The sequence below is a fragment of the Pseudomonas cistanchae genome, from assembly GCF_054483635.1.
On sequence record NZ_JBTLWN010000001.1, the window covers coordinates 668906 to 685351 of the forward strand.

The 16446-nt window shown below is 65.3% G+C and carries 17 protein-coding genes; 1 reads left to right on the plus strand and 16 read right to left on the minus strand.

Translation table 11 applies throughout. From position 1 onward, the window contains the following. From ACX0MV_RS03120 to ACX0MV_RS03185, 14 genes are all read right to left on the minus strand, one after another. Nucleotides 1-1248, minus strand: a complete 1248-nt coding sequence (locus ACX0MV_RS03120; protein ID WP_458981032.1) for an NAD(P)/FAD-dependent oxidoreductase — start codon at nt 1246-1248, stop codon at nt 1-3. Further along, nucleotides 1235-2392, minus strand: a complete 1158-nt coding sequence (locus tag ACX0MV_RS03125; RefSeq protein WP_458981033.1) for a sodium:proton antiporter — start codon at nt 2390-2392, stop codon at nt 1235-1237. The genes ACX0MV_RS03120 and ACX0MV_RS03125 overlap by 14 nt, the downstream gene beginning before the upstream one ends. Beyond that, entirely contained in the window at nt 2389-4731 is a 2343-nt protein-coding gene (locus tag ACX0MV_RS03130) for an MMPL family transporter (RefSeq protein ID WP_458981034.1), read from the minus strand. The genes ACX0MV_RS03125 and ACX0MV_RS03130 overlap by 4 nt, the downstream gene beginning before the upstream one ends. Further along, nucleotides 4721-5404: an outer membrane lipoprotein carrier protein LolA gene (locus tag ACX0MV_RS03135; RefSeq protein WP_458981035.1), complete on the minus strand. Its 684-nt coding sequence runs from the start codon at nt 5402-5404 to the stop codon at nt 4721-4723. The genes ACX0MV_RS03130 and ACX0MV_RS03135 overlap by 11 nt, the downstream gene beginning before the upstream one ends. Nucleotides 5405-5619: 215 nt before the next feature. Continuing rightward, complete coding sequence (locus ACX0MV_RS03140) at nt 5620-6045, minus strand: acyl-CoA thioesterase (protein ID WP_458981036.1); 426 nt, start codon at nt 6043-6045, stop codon at nt 5620-5622. A 137-nt stretch (nt 6046-6182) separates the two neighbouring features. Beyond that, the gene (locus ACX0MV_RS03145) at nt 6183-7724 is read right to left on the minus strand and encodes an HAL/PAL/TAL family ammonia-lyase (RefSeq protein WP_458981037.1); all 1542 of its coding nucleotides are present in this window, start codon (nt 7722-7724) and stop codon (nt 6183-6185) included. Beyond that, a complete protein-coding gene (locus ACX0MV_RS03150) occupies nt 7705-8643 on the minus strand; it encodes a lysophospholipid acyltransferase family protein (RefSeq protein ID WP_458981038.1) in 939 nt (312 codons plus the stop codon). Before ACX0MV_RS03150 ends, ACX0MV_RS03145 begins: the two co-directional genes overlap by 20 nt. After that, entirely contained in the window at nt 8640-9374 is a 735-nt protein-coding gene (locus ACX0MV_RS03155; protein WP_458981039.1) for a glycosyltransferase family 2 protein, read from the minus strand. The genes ACX0MV_RS03150 and ACX0MV_RS03155 overlap by 4 nt, the downstream gene beginning before the upstream one ends. A 93-nt stretch (nt 9375-9467) precedes the next feature. Continuing rightward, the gene (locus ACX0MV_RS03160) at nt 9468-11165 is read right to left on the minus strand and encodes an ApeI family dehydratase (protein WP_458981040.1); all 1698 of its coding nucleotides are present in this window, start codon (nt 11163-11165) and stop codon (nt 9468-9470) included. Beyond that, on the minus strand, nt 11152-11715 hold the full coding sequence (locus ACX0MV_RS03165; protein WP_458981041.1) for a COG4648 family protein: 564 nt from the start codon (nt 11713-11715) through the stop codon (nt 11152-11154). Before ACX0MV_RS03165 ends, ACX0MV_RS03160 begins: the two co-directional genes overlap by 14 nt. 10 nt (nt 11716-11725) lie before the next feature. Beyond that, nucleotides 11726-11983 carry an acyl carrier protein gene (locus tag ACX0MV_RS03170; protein WP_458981042.1) on the minus strand — a complete coding sequence of 86 codons (258 nt, stop codon included), beginning with the start codon at nt 11981-11983 and terminating at the stop codon, nt 11726-11728. A 12-nt stretch (nt 11984-11995) separates the two neighbouring features. Next, nucleotides 11996-12256 carry a phosphopantetheine-binding protein gene (locus ACX0MV_RS03175; protein WP_458981043.1) on the minus strand — a complete coding sequence of 87 codons (261 nt, stop codon included), beginning with the start codon at nt 12254-12256 and terminating at the stop codon, nt 11996-11998. Beyond that, on the minus strand, nt 12231-13043 hold the full coding sequence (locus tag ACX0MV_RS03180) for a lysophospholipid acyltransferase family protein (protein WP_458981044.1): 813 nt from the start codon (nt 13041-13043) through the stop codon (nt 12231-12233). The genes ACX0MV_RS03175 and ACX0MV_RS03180 overlap by 26 nt, the downstream gene beginning before the upstream one ends. After that, on the minus strand, nt 13019-13732 hold the full coding sequence (locus tag ACX0MV_RS03185; RefSeq protein WP_458981045.1) for a beta-ketoacyl synthase chain length factor: 714 nt from the start codon (nt 13730-13732) through the stop codon (nt 13019-13021). Before ACX0MV_RS03185 ends, ACX0MV_RS03180 begins: the two co-directional genes overlap by 25 nt. A gap of 237 nt (nt 13733-13969) precedes the next feature. Between ACX0MV_RS03185 and ACX0MV_RS03190 the strand changes: the two genes are divergently transcribed. After that, the gene (locus ACX0MV_RS03190) at nt 13970-14743 is read left to right on the plus strand and encodes a ParA family protein (RefSeq protein ID WP_458981046.1); all 774 of its coding nucleotides are present in this window, start codon (nt 13970-13972) and stop codon (nt 14741-14743) included. Between the two features lie 13 nt (nt 14744-14756). On the opposite strand, the gene ACX0MV_RS03195 is transcribed toward ACX0MV_RS03190, so the two are convergent. Next, nucleotides 14757-15539, minus strand: coding sequence for a substrate-binding periplasmic protein (locus tag ACX0MV_RS03195; protein ID WP_458981047.1), 783 nt, complete (start codon nt 15537-15539; stop codon nt 14757-14759). 93 nt (nt 15540-15632) lie between these two features. After that, the gene (locus tag ACX0MV_RS03200; RefSeq protein WP_458981048.1) at nt 15633-16433 is read right to left on the minus strand and encodes a universal stress protein; all 801 of its coding nucleotides are present in this window, start codon (nt 16431-16433) and stop codon (nt 15633-15635) included. Nucleotides 16434-16446: the final 13 nt, after the last annotated feature.

The window sequence follows — 16446 nt, forward strand, 5'->3', positions numbered from 1 at the left end:
TTATCCGTTCGAGGCGCAGAATTCGCTGAGCACCCGCAGGCGGCGCTTGGGCTCGGCGACATAGGGGTTGCGTTCGTCCCAGGCATAGCCGGCGAGGATCGAGCTGATCATCCGGCGAATTTCAGGCGTGGCGTTCCGGTAGTAGATGACGTCCTGGAAGCTGCCATCGTACCAACCCTCGACATAGGCGCGGAACGTGTCCACGCCGCGCTTGAGCGGGATAGCGAACTCAGCTTCCCAGTCCACCGTCTCGCCGCCGAGCTGGCGGTGCAGCAAGCCGGCGGCAATGCTCGCCGAACGCATAGCGATGGTCACGCCGGAGGAAAATACTGGGTCTAAGAATTCCGCCGCGTTGCCCAGCAGGGCGAAGCCCGGCCCGTGCAGGCGCTTGACGTTGGCCGAGTAGCCGCCGAGGGCGCGTGCCGGGGTGTCCCAGACGGCGTTCTGCAGCGGGCGGCTGAGGCTGGGTGTTTCGTCGACGAACTGCCGCAGACAGACGTCCATATCCTCTGGGCGCCCGGCGTAGCGCTTGGCATCGGCCACCACGCCCAGGGAGCAGCGGCCATTGCTGAACGGAATGGTCCAGAACCACACATCGCGCATTTGCGGATGGGTGGTGATCAGAATCTTTTCGCGGTCGAAACCCGGATCGCTGATGCGGTCTTCGACATGGGTGAACACCGCCTGGCGCACCGGAAAGGCCGACGGCAGGTCAAGGTCGAGCAAGCGCGGCAACACCCGGCCGTAGCCGCTACCGTCGAGGACGAAGGCGCATTCGACCTGGTATTCCCCATCATCGGCCAGGCGCCTGACCGACAGCTGCGGGCGGACGCCGCTGAAATCGGCCGCGACTATCTCTTCCTCATAGCGGATTTCCACGCCCTGCAGCTCGGCCTGGTCGGCCAACAGCTTGTCGAAGTCAGCGCGCAATACCTGGTAGGTCGAGCCCTTGCCTTCGGTGAATTTGTCGCGAAAGTCGAACTCGGTGTAGCGCTCGCCCCAGGCAAACGCCGCGCCGTGCTTGGTCTGGAAGCCTGCCGCCTGGACCGCGTCGAGCATGCCGGCTTCCTCGACGAAGTCCAGGCAGTGCGACAGCAGGCTTTCGCCGATCGAGAAACGCGGGAAGCGCTGGCGCTCGAGCACCAGCACATCGTGCCCCTGTCGCTTGAGCAGCGCGGCCGCGATGGCGCCCGAAGGGCCCGCGCCGATAACGACGACCTGACGGTGTTCGACTTCAAGAGACTTCATAGCGGTGGCTTGCCTCATTATCAGTAGCTACAGGGGGAGTAGGTGCGCCAGCCAGGGCTGGCAGCAGAGTGGCGATCAGGCCCATCAGCATCAGGGCGAAATACAGCGCGGCGCTGATCACCTGTTGCTGGAACAGCAGGTTGAGAAAGACGATTTCGGTCAGCCCGCGGGTGTTCAACAGCAGGCTTTCGCGCCATTTACCAGGCCGCGCACCCAACTGGCGTTCGGCCCAGGACAGGCCCAGCCAATTGCCGGCCAGTTTGCTCAGGATCGGCAGCAGCAGCAGCGCGCCGAACTGCAGCCAGGAATAGGCGGCCCAGGCTGTTTGCCAATCGACCTGAAGCAGGCCGTAGCTGAGGATCAGCGGAACCGTCAGCCAGGTTTGCAGCGCGCCGAACCAGGCCGCGGGCAGTGGCAGGCGCAACGGTAGGCGCAGCGCGGCGAGCACCAGCAGGTAGACGATGCCGAACACCAGGGCATTCAGCTTGAGCTGCTGCATCACCAGCAGCAGCCCCAAAAAGCACAGGCCGTTGAACCCCGGCGACGTCACCCGCAGCACTTTCAGCAGCAACGGCAGGCAGGCGCCGAGCAGCGGCCACAGCAGAGTGGCCGGCGCGCTGCTGCCCTGGGCCACGGCGAAAATCCCCCAGCACATCAGGTCCATCAGGATTGCCGCTTGCAGCAGCTGGCGAATTTTTCCCGGCGGGTAGGCGAAATGCTGAAGGTAGAGAAACAGCACCGGGATCGCCGTCAGGGCGAACAGCAGGCCCACCGCGATGCTCGCCAGCGTGTCCTGCGCCGGAAGCAGCCAGAGCGCGCAGGCCAGGCCGCAGAAGAACGGCAGGAAGAAACTTGGCAAGGCGACCTTGATGCTGCTGGCATCCAGGTCGAGGTCGATTACGTCGCTGAGGATATGCCCGAGCAGCAGGGTAAAGGCCAGGCCATACAGCATCGTCAGCCAGTCCTGCGCAAGCAGCTCGCGGGCGCCGAAGCCCTGGGGTTCGCTCCACAGCAGCACCAGCGGCAAGCCGAGGGTCGCCAGCAGCAACTGACTGACGATCGGCATCAGGCGCAGGCGTTTGCCCAACCAGGTGGCGGCAGCGAACAAGGCCATCAGGCCCAGCCAGAACAGGGCGATGCTCATCGCGCGTGCCCCTCGGCCGGCTCGGCCTTGCTGGCCCAGGGCGACAGCAGGAAGCAGAAGAAGAGCCCCAGGCTGATGGCCAGGCCGAAGTTGGCGATGGCCGGCGTCTGGCTGATCAGCAGCAGGCCGAACGACAGCCAGCTTGTTAGCGCGGAGAGCAGGGTGCCGATCAGGCTGACCGCTGCGCCGCTGATGCCTTCGCGCATCAGGATCGCGTAATCGACGCCAATGGCGGTGATCAACAGCAGGCCGAACAGGCTGAACAGCGTCAGCGGCTGGCCCAGCCAGCCGAGGCAGGCCAGCGCCGCCAGTGCCGCCAGCAGCGGCAGGCAGACCACCCGCAGCGCGCCGGAAAGGCCGAACGGCAGGCACAACAGCAGCAGAATCGCCACGCAGGACGCCAGCTTGAGTTGCGCTGCGCTCAGTTGGGTAGCGCTGAACAGGCCGTTCAGTTCGCTCAGCCGGTCAACCAACTGCACGCCCTGCAAGCCCTTGATCGCGGCCTGCAGCGGCGCGCCATTGGCCTGGCCTTGCAGGCTGACCAGCGCAGCCACCTGGCCAGCGCCGTCGTCGCCCAGCCACAGCGGCCGCCAGGCCTCACCGAGCGGTCCGGCCAGCGCCTCGCCCAGGCTCGGCTGTGGCGCCTGCAGCAGGTGCGCCAGTTCTGCCTGCAGCGCCGTGGCAGGAATGCCGGCGTCGAGCAATGGCTGCCAATGTGCTGGCAGGCGCGCCAGGTCCTCACGCAGCGCTTGCAGCTGTTGCGCCGGCGCCACCAGTTGGCTGAGGGCGCGGTAGCCGAGCAGCTCGCCATTCGCCACCAGCGGGTCCAGCCGGGCAGCGAGTGCGGCCTGGCGTTGCAGCAACTGCTGCTCGTCACGGGCGCGTACCAGGAAGAACTGGCTGGTGGGTTGCTGGCCGGTCAGCTCGGCGATCCGCTGGGCCTCGCTCAGCAGTTGCGGCTGCTGGCCCAGCCAGTGGCGCAGGTCGTTTTGGGTGTGCACCTGCCACAGGCCGCCGGCGCAGAATAGCAACAGCAGGCCAAGCAGCGGCGCACTGCCGACGCGCCCGAGCAACCGCGCCCGCAGCGCCAGCAGGTTTTTGCTGAGCCTGAGCAGCACCGGTGCGGGGCTCAGGCGCGCACCGCTGAGCAAGGCCGGCAACAGGCAGATCGAGCAGAGGTAGGCGGCGATCAGCCCGGCTGCGGAAAACAGGGCGATCTGGGTCAGCGCGGGGAAGGGCGTGAATGCCAGGGCGAGGTAGCCGATCAGGTTGGTGCCCAGGCTCAGGCTCAGGCCCGGCAAGGTAGCGCGCAGCGCGCTCCAGCTGTGCCAGTCGCGCTGGCCCCAGCTTTTACTCAAGTAATGTTGCGGGTAATCCGCGGCGACGCCGATCAGGCTGGCGCCGAGCACCAGGGTGATCGCGTTGATCTGGCCGAATACCAGCACGCAGGCGCTAATGCCGGCCAGCAGCGCGACGCCCACTGGCAGCAGGCTGACCAGGGCGCGTGGGCTGCGGAATGCCAGCAGGAGCAGCAGCAACACGCCGAGCACGGAGCCGCCGCCGATCCAGCTGATTTCCCGGCTGGCCTGGGCCTGACCGGCGGCGGCGTACAGCAGCCCACTGGCAGCCAACAACTGGCCGCCCGCAGCCGTGACCTGCTGGCGCACGTCGGCGACTGCTGCGGCAATGGCGGGCGGTGCCTGCAGGTCGAACGAATCGCCTTGCACACGGGCACGCAACAGCGCCCAGGTCATGCCATTGTCGTCGACCAGCAGGGCGCCGCTGGCGAGATCGGCCTGCACCCGGCTGTGCGGGGTCAGCGTGTGTTGCGCGCGGGCGCCCAGCCCCAGCCAGTCCTGCTGCAGTGGCAGCAGGCTAAAGGCGGCAAAGGGGTCGAACAGCTGCGCACTGCGTTGCTGGATATAGGCATCTGGCTGCTCGCCGAGCAGCTGTCGGTCAGCCGCCGGTAACAGCGCCAGGCGGCTGGCTAGCAGGTGCTCGCGCAGGGCCGGCAGGTCAGCGTCCAGGCGCCATTGCACACGCTCGAAACGTTCGCCGCTGGCCCACTGCTCGCCGATCTGCTGGACCAGGGCGATGGCCTGCTCCCGCTGCGGATGGCCGACCAGCAACAGCAGCTCCTGGTTCAGCGGCTCCTGCATGCGCCGTTCGGCCTGCTGCACCAGCGCATCGCCGCCACCGTCGGGCAGCAGATCGAGCATGCTCGCCGCCACGGGCGGACCGTTGCGCCATTGCCAGGCGGCCAGTGCCAGCAGTGCCAGCAACAGTACGCCGAACAGGCGCGGCAGGCTGCGCTCCAGCGTGCGACGTTCAATCGGCAAAATCGCGGCGCTCCTGTTCGCTCAGGGCATCGCCTGGCTGGCTATCGGGCAGGCGCAGCACGGTCTTGTCGCCCTGGGTTTCCCGCAGTTCGATACGCTTGACCAGCGCGCCGCCCTCGATCTGAATGCGCTCGAAAATCTGCTTGAGCAGCAGCGAATGCGGGGTGAGGCTCAGTTGCCAGGCGTCGCTGCTGCCGCTCAGTTGCAGCTCGAAATCACGCGCCAAGCCGCTGTGGTCACCCTTGAGCACGGCGAGAAACAGCCGGCTCTGCTGCGCTGCGACATCCTGGCCGGGTTGCTGCTGCCAGCCGTCGGGCGTGCGCTTGGCGATGCCCTGGCTGTCGATGCGGTAGTCCTGCTCGAGCGGGCTTTGCAGTTGCCAGAGCAGGCCGAGATCCCGGCTAAGGACGAACTGACCGCGACTGGTCAGGGGCATGGGCAGGGCGCGCAGGTGTTTTTCCTGGATCAGCGAACCGCGCACTACGGCGGGCTTGGCCAGTTGGGCGCTGAGCTGGTCGAGGTCGAAGGCGTGGGCGTGGCTTGTTAAGAGCAGCAGGCCTAGCGTTACGCCTATTGTCGCGGTGAGCTTGCGTTTGGGTTGCGCTCCCTCGCGCGCGTCACTTTTTCTTGCTTGCCCAAGAAAAAGTAACCAAAAAGAAGGACACCCCGGCATCCGGGTCTCGCTGCGCGAAACTCCCCTCGCCCCATCACCACTCCAAGGGCCCGCCGCCAAGGGCCATCCTTGGCCCATCACGGCTCTCGCAGCATCCATGCCGCTCAACCCTTTTTGTGATGATTGCACTCGGCCTTCTGGCGGAGACTTTTCCCGCTCCAATATCGCCGTTAGACAGGAGCCCAGTATGCGTCTCAGTCCGGCCAAAAGACTGTTCACGCCAGCACCTTTGCAACGGCGTCGATCAGCACCTTGGGCGAGGCAAACTGCATCTCCCGCGTAGCGATTTCCACCGCCACTTGCACGCTGCTGCCGCGGGTCATGCGTTCGCCGGTGGCGGCATCAGTGATCAGGTAGTTGATCTTCAGACGGTTTTCCCACTCCACTAGGTCGGCGCGGACGATGATCGTCTGACCGAACTGGGCGCCACGGATATAGCGCAGCTGCAGGTCGATGATTGGCCAGGCGTAGCCGGCTTCGCGCATCTGCACGTAGTTGTGGCCGAGTTTGTCGAGCAGGGCGCAGCGCGCTTCTTCGAAGTATTTGACGTAGTGGCCGTGCCAGACGACTTCCATCATGTCGACGTCGAAGAACGGCACGCGCATTTCAATCTCGGCCTGGAGCACGCCTTTGTTACGCATGGTTGCCCCCTTGGTGGGTGGTGCGCGCGGCGCACCCTACGCGATGTACGGTGCTGGCCGTAGGGTGCGCCGTGCGCACCAACGTTACGCGGTATGCGGTGCCGTTCGTAGCGTGCGCCGTGCGCACCAGGGCGGACTCAGGCATACAGGCTCCAGTGCTGCTCGCGGATACGTACCAGGCACAGACGCAGCTCGGCTTCCAGGGCGCGGTCTTCGATCACCGGGTGGAAGTCCACGGCCAGTTGTTCGCGCATCGCCGCTACCGGCGCAGGAATGTCGTTCTTGCCGTCGCGCAGGCGCAACCACACGCCCTGGTTGGCGGCCAGCAGGGTGGCGGCGGCGACCTGCTCGGTCAGTTCCAGGCTGCGCAGGGCGTCGCGGGCGGCGATGGTGCCCATGCTCACCTTGTCCTGGTTGTGGCATTCGGTGGAGCGCGAGAACACGCTGGCCGGCATGGTGTTTTTCAGCGCTTCGGCGGTCCAGGCGCTGGTGCCGATCTGCACGGCCTTGAAGCCGTGGTTGATCATCGCGCTGACGCTCGGCGCGCCGGACAGGTTGCTTGGCAGGCCGTGGTTGTAGCGGGTATCCACCAGCAGAGCGAGCTGCCGGTCGAGCAGGTCGGCGACGTTGCCCACCAGGTTTTTCAGGCTGTCCATGGCGAAGGCAATATGCCCGCCGTAGAAGTGCCCGCCGTGCAGCACGCGCTCGGCTTCGGCGTCGATCAGCGGGTTGTCGTTGGCGCTGTTCAGCTCGATCTCGATGAACTGGCGCAGCAGACCCAGACTGTCGGCCAGTACGCCGAGCACGTGCGGGGCGCAGCGCAGCGAGTAGCGATCCTGCAGGCGGTGCAGCGGCGCGGTCGGCGCGTCGATGGCCAGGTCCTGACGCAGCCAGGCGGCGACCTGCATCTGCCCCGGGTGCGGCTTGGCGGCGAACAGGCGCTCGTCGAAGTGTTCCGGGTTGCCTTCCAGCGCCACCACGTTAAGCGCGGTGATGCGCGTGGCCAGCTTGAGCAGGTAATCGGCACGGGAGAATGCCTGGCAGGCCAGGGCGGTCATCACCGCGGTGCCGTTCATCAGCGCCAGCGCCTCTTTCGGGCGTAGGGTCAGCGGCGTCCAGTCAAGTTCCTTGTGCACATCGGCGGCGCTGCGGCGCTCACCCTTGAACATCACCTCGCGCTCACCGCTGAGGGTGGCGGCGACATAGGACAGCGGCGTGAGATCCCCGCTGGCGCCCACCGAGCCTTCTTCCGGGATCAACGGCAGCACATCGAATTCGAGAAACGCCTGCAGGCGCTCCAGCAGCTCAACCCTTACCCCGGAAACGCCCTGACACAGCGACTGCAAGCGCGCGGCCAGTACCGCGCGGGTGCTGGCTTCATCGAGCAGCTTGCCCAGACCGCAGCCGTGGAAGGTATACAGATGGCGCGGCAGGGCCTCGACCTGGTGCAGCGGCACGGCCACCACGCAGGAGTCGCCGTAACCGGTGGTGACGCCGTAGATCACACCTTCCTTGTCCAGCAGGCTGTCGAGGAAGCGCGCGCCCTTGGCGATTTTCTCGCGGTAGGCGGCATCGCTTTGCAGCTGCGCCGTGGCGCTGCGGCTGGCCAGGGCGACAACCTGTTCGATGCGGAGGGGCTGTTCGCCAAACACGATGGGATCAGGCTGATTTGTCGTCATCTTCATTCCAGAACGGGTAGAAATTGAACCATTGCAGGGGCGCATCCAGGCAGCGTGCGCCCAGGCGGTCGGCGTAACGTTGTACCAGGCCAAGGATCACCTGCTCGCGCTCGCTGCGCTTCCACTGCACGCTCGCGGCGAAGGGCTCGATGGTGACCTGGTAGCGGCCGTCGATTTTCAGGCAACTCAGCAGGTTGGTCGGGCACTGCAGCAGCCCGGCCAGTAGCCAGGGGCCCTGGGGAAAGGCGGCGGGTTTACCGAGGAAATCCACCGTGGCCTTGCGCCCGCCCTTGAGCGGCACGCGGTCACCGGCAATCGCCAGCCATTCGCCACGCTCCAGCCGCTCGGACAACTGCAGCATGATCGCCGGGTCCAGCTCGCTGACCTGGATCAGCCGCAGGTGAGTGGCACCGGCTTCGCCCAGCAGGCGGTTGAACTGTTCGGCATGCTTGGTGTGCACCAGCACGTTCATCTGCACCTGCTCGCCGAACTCGGCCAGGGCGCGGCAGACCTCCAGGTTGCCCAGGTGCGCGGCAACCAGAATCTGCCCGCGTGCCTGGCCCTTGAGCAGGCGGCGCATGTCGTCCGGGTCGATGAGGGTGACCTGGTCGAGGCCGAGTTTGCCGTTCCAGATGTCGAGTTTGTCCAGCAGGGTTTCGGCGAACAACATGAACTGGCGGAACACCGAGCGCAGGCTCGGGCGCAGATCGGCGCGCCCGCTCCAATCGGCCAGGTTGCGCTGGTACTGCCAGATGCTCCGGCGCGCCTGGCGCCCGAACAGGAAGAAATACAGCACGATTAGGTGAATCAGCGGACTGACCAGGCGCCGGCCCAGCACGCGGCTGCTGACTGCAGTGAATTTCATCAGCCAGTAGCTGCCGCGTTCCTTCTGCCCGGCCCAGTGCGGCGAGTTGCTCATCCGCGCCACCTGCGCCAGAGCAATGCCGGCGCCCGTGGCAACATGCCGAAGAACAGCTTGGCGTGCATGGAGGAAATCAACGCGTTGTCGTGCCACAGGCGAAAGTGCGACAGGCCGTCCAGCGGGTAGTGCACCCGGGTCGGCAGCCAGTGCATCGGCTGCGCGCGCCAGAACAGGCGCACCAGAATCTCGGTGTCGAAATCCATGCGCTTGCCGATATTCACCGAGTTGATCAGCGCCAGGGTCGGCGCAAGCGGGTAGATGCGAAAGCCGCACATGGAATCGCGGATGCTCAGCGACAGGGTGTTGATCCAGACCCAGACGTGGGTCAGGTAGCGCGCATACAGGCGACCCTTGGGCACGCTTTCATCGTACTGCGGATAGCCGCAGATCAACGCCTGGGGCTCGGCCGCGGACGCCGCGAGGAAGTTGCCGACGTCGCTCAGGTCATGCTGGCCGTCGGCGTCCACCTGCAGCGCATGGCTGAAACCCAGACGCGCGGCCTCGCGCAGGCCGGTCATCACTGCGCCGCCCTTGCCCTGGTTGGTCGCCAGGCGCACCAGATGGATGTCCGCCGCTTCGGCAAGCGCGTCCATCACCGCGGCGCAGGCGGCGTTCGAGGCATCGTCGACCAGCACGCAGGGCAGTCCGGCGGCGCGCAAGGCGGCGACCACCGTGGGGAGCGCGTGTTCGTGGTTGTAAACCGGTATGACTGCGCAGGGCTTATGCATGGGGTACCGCGCCGTAGGATGGTTTGAGCGCAGCGATATCCATCGAGCCGTTGTTGGGTATCGCTGCGCTCAACGCCCACCTAGATGAACATCTCATTGCACTGGCCCCAGCAAAATACGCCCGGAGGAGCAGGCCGCTTCGCCATTGCGAAAGGCGAAATACAGCTTGCCGCGTGTTGCATCGAAGCGCAGCGACAGTTGCAGGCGATCCCCGGGGCGTACCAGTTGCTGGAATTTCAGCACTTCCATGCCGCTAAAGCGTGGCGGCAGATCGGTGATCAGGCGCCGGGCCAGTTGCTGGGCCCAGTCGATCTGCACCACGCCCGGCAGCACCGGGGTCTGCGGGAAATGGCCGGTGAAGTGAGCCAGGTCCAGCGGCACATCCAGCTCCAGCTGCCATTCGCCGTTCTGCTCGATCGCGCTCAGCGGCTCGACCTGGGTTGGCCGGGGCGCGCAGATCAGCGCTTCGACCGCCGCCTGGGCCAGCTTGCCCTGGCTGCTGTACGGCAACTGATCGACCAGGCGCCAGCGCCGCGGCAAGGCGATCGGTTCGCAGTGGCCCGCCAGGTGGCGGCGCAGGCTGTCGGTGACGGCGCGCCGGCCCTGGTTGCGCAGCGCGTGGATGCCGCTCGGGTTGAGTGCCACCAGAGCGCCGAGAAATGCCCGGCCTTCCTGGACCACGCCCAGCCGCGCGTCGGCGATCCAGGGGTGTTCGGCCAAGGCCAGTTCCAGCATGGGCAGGGAAATGCGTTTTTCTTCCAGCTTGACGATGCGGTCCAGCCGACCGCGCAGGATAAAGCGCCCGTCGGCCAGCAACTGCGCCGCATCAGCGGTCTGTTCGCGGTGCCCTTCCGGCAGGTACGGCGAGCTGAGGTTGAGCGCGCCTTCCTCGTTCAGCTGCAGTTCGATTCCCGCGAATGCTTGCCAATGCTCGCTGCCCTGGCGCCAGCCAATACCGCCGGTTTCCGAGCTGCCGTAGATTTCCGTCGGCCATTGCCCGAGCTTTTGCTCCAGCAGTTGCGCGGCCTCGGCTGGCAGGGCACCGCCGGACGAAAACACTTTGCGCACGCCGCGCAGCGCCGGCCAGTCGAGGTTGTCGCCCATGCGTTTGAGCAGGGCCGGGCTGGCGACCCAGGCGAAGCCCGCCGAACTGTCGGCGACCGCATCTCGGGTAATTGCCAGGCTTTTGCGCTGCAGGTCTTCCGGGAAGGGCTGCGCACGCCGCAGGAAAGGGCGGCCGGCACACAGCGGCCAGAGCACGCGAAACAGCAGGCCATAGATATGTTGAGTGGCGACGCTGCCGAGGATGGTCGCGCCCTGCAGCTCGGCGCCCCACAGCTGTTCCAGTGCGGTTACTTCGTTGGCCAGCTGGCGCAGGCTCTTGTCGATCAGTTTGGCCTCGCCGCTGGAGCCGGAAGTGCACAGCACCAGTTGACAGGCGTCGAGATCGAGTGGCGCGGCCGCCAACGGCTCGCCGGTCAGGCCTTCGAGCGCAGCGACGTTCAGGCTATCGAGCCAGAGCTCGGTTTGCCCGGCCAGGCGCTTGCGGGTTTGCGCCTGGGCATCGGCGGGCAGTAGCACCTTCACCCCGGCACGCCAGGCGCCGAGCAGGGCGACGGCCAGCTCGCCGGCGTCTTCCAGGTGCAGGGCGATGCGCTGGACACCACGTTGTTGCAGCGCTGCGGCCAGGCTCAGCGCCCGCTGCTGCAGCGTGGCGTGGTCCATGTCCGGGGTGACCAGACGGCCGGGGTGCGGCGCGCTCAGCAGCTGTTCCGGGCTAATCCATTTCATGCAGTGCTCCTTGGCGCCGGACGCGCTGACGCAGCAGCCACTCGCCGGCAAACAACAGGCCGATCAGTGCGTAGGAAATCAGGCCGGTGTACAGCGTCCACCAGCTCAACGGCGCCCACAGGGTCAGCGCCATCGCCACCAGACCGTTGATCAGAAAGAAACCAGCCCAGACCTTGGTCACCGCACGCGTATAACGCACCGCCACGTCCGGCAGCTGCGGTTCGCTCAATCGCGCCAAGCGCTCCACCACCGGTGGGCCGAACTTCAGGCTGAGGGCGAACAGCGCCAGCAGCAGCCCGTTCAGCAGCACCGGGTACCAGCGCAGCAGCTGCGGCGCATCGGTCAGGCCGAGCAGCAGGCAGAACGCCAGCGCGGCACCGGCCATCCACAAGCTGCCGGGCTGCCTTGGCTGGCTCAGCGCGCGGGCCAGCCAGAGGGTACCTAGCAGCAAGGCGAACAGGCGCGGCGACAGGTATTCGATGCCGAAATACACCGCAAAGGGGTACAGCAAACCAGCCACTACCAGCAGCAGGCCAAGCAAGCGCGCCATAGGTTCGGTCTTAGGTCGGTGCGGTGTTGACGACGTTGAGCACTGCCTCAACCACATCATTGACGGTGCGCACGGCCTTGAACTCTTCTGCTGCGAGCTTCTTGCCGGTTTGACGCTTGATGTGGTCGATCAGGTCGACGGCGTCGATGCTGTCGATTTCCAGGTCCTGGTAGAGGTTGGCGTCTAGGGTCACCCGCTCGGCGTCCAGCTCGAACAGTTCGACCAGGGCGGCGCGCAGGGTGGCGAATACTTCTTCACGGGTTTGCATCTGCGGACGCCCTCAAGCAGCCTGTTGCGCGGAAACGAACGCCGCCAAGCTTGCGACGTTGGCAAAATGCTTGCGCGTGTCTTTGGCTTCGGCGTCGATCTTGATGCCGAAGCGTTTCTGGATCGCCAGGCCCAGCTCCAGTGCATCCACGGAGTCCAGACCGAGACCTTCGCCGAACAGGGTCAGATCGGCAGCGATATCTTCGGCAGCCATGTCTTCAAGGCCTAGGGCGTCGATGATCAGGTTTTTAATCTCCAGCTGTAATTCGCTCATCTTTAGCGAGCTCCTTCATAAAGTGTTGGTGCAGATGGTCGTTGAGTTTACGCGAGGCGACTGGTGGCGGCCCTAGATCATTGAACTCCTGTGGGTCGATATCATCGCCAACCCGCAGATGAAAGTGAAAACGGCGCGACGGAATGCTGTACCAGGGTTCCGCCTTGGTCAGGGTGGTGGGGCTGACGCTGATCACCACCGGGGTGACGATGCGCGCGCCGCGCACCGCGATGGCCGCCGCGCCGCGATGAAACTGTGGCGCCTGCCCCGGCGTGGTGCGCGTGCCTTCGGGGAAAATCACCAGGGTCTGACCGCTTTGCAGCGCCTCAGCCGCCTCGTCGAGCATGTCCATGCTGCCGCTGTTGCTGATGTAGCCCGCGGCGCGCAGCGGGCCGCTCATACTCGGGTTATTCCACAGGCTTTGCTTGACCACGCAGTTGGCGTCGCGGATGAAGCCGATCAAGACCACCACGTCGATCAGCGACGGGTGGTTGGCAATCACCATCTGCCCGGGTCGGCCAAGGCGTTCGGCGCCCTCCACCGAATAGGTCAGCACACCGCTGTGGTACATGAAGTTGACGAACAGGCGGAACGTCCGGCTGACGGTCAGGCGTGCGCGGGTGCGGCGGGCAAGCGCATCGCCGGGCAGCAAGGACAGCAGCGGAAAGATCAGCACGCGCAGCAATACGCCGCCAATGCCGAACAGGGTGAAGCTCAGGGCCGTCGCGACCAGGCGCCACCAGTAAGGTGCGCTGTAGCGGCTCAGGCCTTGCGTGACCAGGTCCATTGACGGCTCTTCCAGTGATGCTGCAGTAAGGGTTGCTGGTTACACAGCGCGCGCACCAGATTCAGCGCGTGGGGCCACTCGGCGGCAGGGCCGGCGGCGGCCTGCAACTGCAGGTGCCAGTCATCGCCGGGCGTCAGCAGCAGCGCCACGGCATAGGAAAAGGGCACGTCGTTGATGTAAGGCGTATAGAACGCCGGTGGCAGCTCCTCGGTCACCACCAGCAACACCGCCGGCGCGCCCTCGCCCAGCAGCGTGCAGGCTTCCAGCACGCCATGCTCCAGGCCGTCGCCCTCGCCGGCGAGGGCGGTCATTTCGCTGGTGTCGCCACGCATGATCGACCACAACCCGATAACGGCGTTATGCACGGACAGGCTGAACTGGGTCGGTGAAAGTGCTTCGTCATGGGCCAGGTCACTGATGATCGACAGCGTGCGCGAGGTTTCGCCATGACGGGATACGAACACCATCGGCAGTTGCCCGTAGCTATCGGCCAGCGGCCAGGCAACTTGAAAGGCCATGCGCGCCAGCGGGCTCAGGCGTCGGCGTTGCATCGCCGGCAGGAAGCTGACATCGGCCTGTTCGCGGCTATCGCTCAGAATCACCGGTGCCTTGCTCCATAGGCACCAGTCTTCCGCGCTTTCCAGGCCAGGGGCCCAGGCACGCCATTGCTCGATCCTGAAGTGCATCACTCGGATTGTCCGGCCCGGAAGGGCTCCATGTTTGAAGTTGGCAGCCAGGGACGACAGGGGTTTTGTCGTGGCTGCCATGGCGAATGGCCGGCATTATCCAGACCGTTCAGTCGCTGTGCAAACGTTGTGCATGGGGTTCTGACGGGAGGCTTGCGGTCACGTGGTGACCGAATGCCTCGCCCTTGTCATGCGCTTTGCATAGAATCCACAGTATTTGCGGCTATCGAGAGGTGTGACATGCGGCGCGTGATATTCAATCAGAAGGGCGGCGTGGGCAAATCCAGCATCGCCTGCAACCTGGCGGCGGTCAGCGCGTCCCAGGGGTACCGCACGCTGTTGGTTGACCTGGATGCGCAGGGCAACTCCACCCACTACCTGACCGGCCTGACCGGCGACGACATCCCCATGGGCATCGCCGACTTCTTCAAGCAGACCCTGGCCGGCGGGCCGTTCGCCAAGAAAGGCACGGTGGATATCTACGAAACGCCATTCGACAACCTGCACGTGGTCACCGCCACCGCCGAGCTGGCCGACCTGCAGCCCAAGCTCGAGGCCAAACACAAGATCAACAAGCTGCGCAAACTGCTTGATGAACTGGCCGAGGATTACGACCGCATCTACCTCGACACTCCTCCGGCATTGAACTTCTACACCGTCTCGGCGCTGATTGCCGCTGATCGGGTGTTGATCCCCTTCGACTGCGACAGCTTCTCGCGTCAGGCGCTATACGGCCTGTTGCGCGAAATCGAGGAGCTTAAGGAAGACCACAACGAAAACCTGCAGGTCGAAGGCATCGTGGTTAACCAGTTCCAGCCGCGCGCCTCCCTGCCGCAGCAACTGCTCGACGAGTTGGTTGCCGAGGGCCTGCCAGTGTTGCCGGTGAACCTGATGAGTTCGGTGAAGATGCGTGAGTCGCACCAGGCCTGCATGCCGCTGATCTACCTGGAGCGCAGCCACAAACTGACCCAGCAGTTCGTCGAGCTGCATGACCTGCTGGAAGCGGCCGAATAAGGCTGTCGAGAGGTTATGGCTGCGACGGCCCGCTCGACGGTGGGCGGGCAAAGCCTGGGCGCAGGTAAGTGGCGCGAGCATGGCGGAGCACGATCTGCTCATAGACATGCTGTTCGCGCAACTGCTCCACTGCCTGCTTGAGCCGATTCAAGGTGGCTTCGTCGGCGGTTTTGCGCGAATGAAACAGCCAGAAGTACTGCTCGCCCAATACCAGCGGGTGGGAGAACTGCGCCTGGCTCAGGCCCATGTTCTCGGCGACGGTGTAGATCCCCAGGTCAGAGCCGATCAGGCCGTCCAGGCGACCGCTGGCGACCATTGATAAACCCTGCTCGTAGTTGCTGATCGGGTATTTGCCAATGGCGGTGTCTGCGGCGAAGGCGTCGTCGAAGTGGCCCCCGCGCATCACGCCAATGGTCAGGCCGTGCAAATCCTCCAGGGTGCGCAGCTGGCGGCCGGCTGCGCAGAGCACGATCACCTGCAGCGGGAAGATCGGCGCCAGTTTGATCGCCGCGCTGCCCAGGGCGTCGTTGTCAAAGCGCAGGACAAAATCGGCGCGGCCATGTTTGAGCTCTACCACGGTACGGGCATACGGCAGCAGCACATTGCGCGAGGCAAAGCCGGCCTGCGCGGCGATGCGGTTGCCGATCTCGTACATGATGCCGTGCAACTGGCCGTCAGCCTGGCGCATGCCGAACGGCGGTATGTCGATGGTGACGATGTTCAGGTGCTTCGTACCATGCTCGGCCGCTGCGTTCATGCAAAACAGAACGCCGAGCAGGATCAGTGCTCGGCTCATAGCAGTTGCAAAAGCTGGGCGCGGCGCAGTCACGCTAAACGTCCTGGCCGTCAAGCAACATGGCCGCGAATGAGCGAAAGGGCTGTGCGCACCTCAGCGCACCACGAACACGTCGCAGGGCGCGCGGTGCAGAAAGTGCTGCGCCAGGCTGCCTAGCAGGGCTTGCGACAAGGCGCTGCGGCCATGGCTGCCAAGCACCAGTACGTCGACTTCACGGCTGCGGATGTTCTCCTGCAGGCAGCGCAGGATTCCGCCCTGTTGCACCGAATGGCTCAGCGTCGGGCCCTCGGCCGGCAGCTTTTGCGCCTCATCCTTCATCAGTTGATCAATCAGCCCGCGCTGGGTCTGCAGCTGCTCCTCGATCTGCTTAGGCGAGCCCTTGCCCGGCTCGAACACATGCACGGCGTGCAGTTCAGCGGTTGCCGGCAGCGCCTGATACGCCTGGGCCAGGGCACTGCAGGCGCACAGCGAAAAATCGATGGCCGAGAGCGCGCGCTGGTAAGGCTGGCTGTCGCCACGGGCGACCAGCAGCAGGGCAACCGGACAGCGACGGGCGATCCGGTCCAGGCTGGTGCCGGAGAAGAAATCGTGGCGTTGATGGTGGGCGCCCAGCACCAGCAGGTCGCAGCCCAGCTCGTTCAGTTGCTGCAGCACCACTTCCGAGGGTTTGACGCCGCTGCGCACGCGCAGCTCGCTGCCCAGCGGGGCGTATTGGCTCAGGCTGCGGTCGAGCGCCTGGCGTGCCTTCTCCTGATCCTGCTCGCTCTGGTTGGGGTCAAGTACGTGCAGCATGGTCAGCTTGGCGTTGTGCTGCTGCGCCAGTTGGGCGGCGCGGCGCAGCGCCAGGTCGGCGGTATCACGCAGGTCATGGGCAATCAGAATGTGTTTGAACATGGGGCGGCTCCTG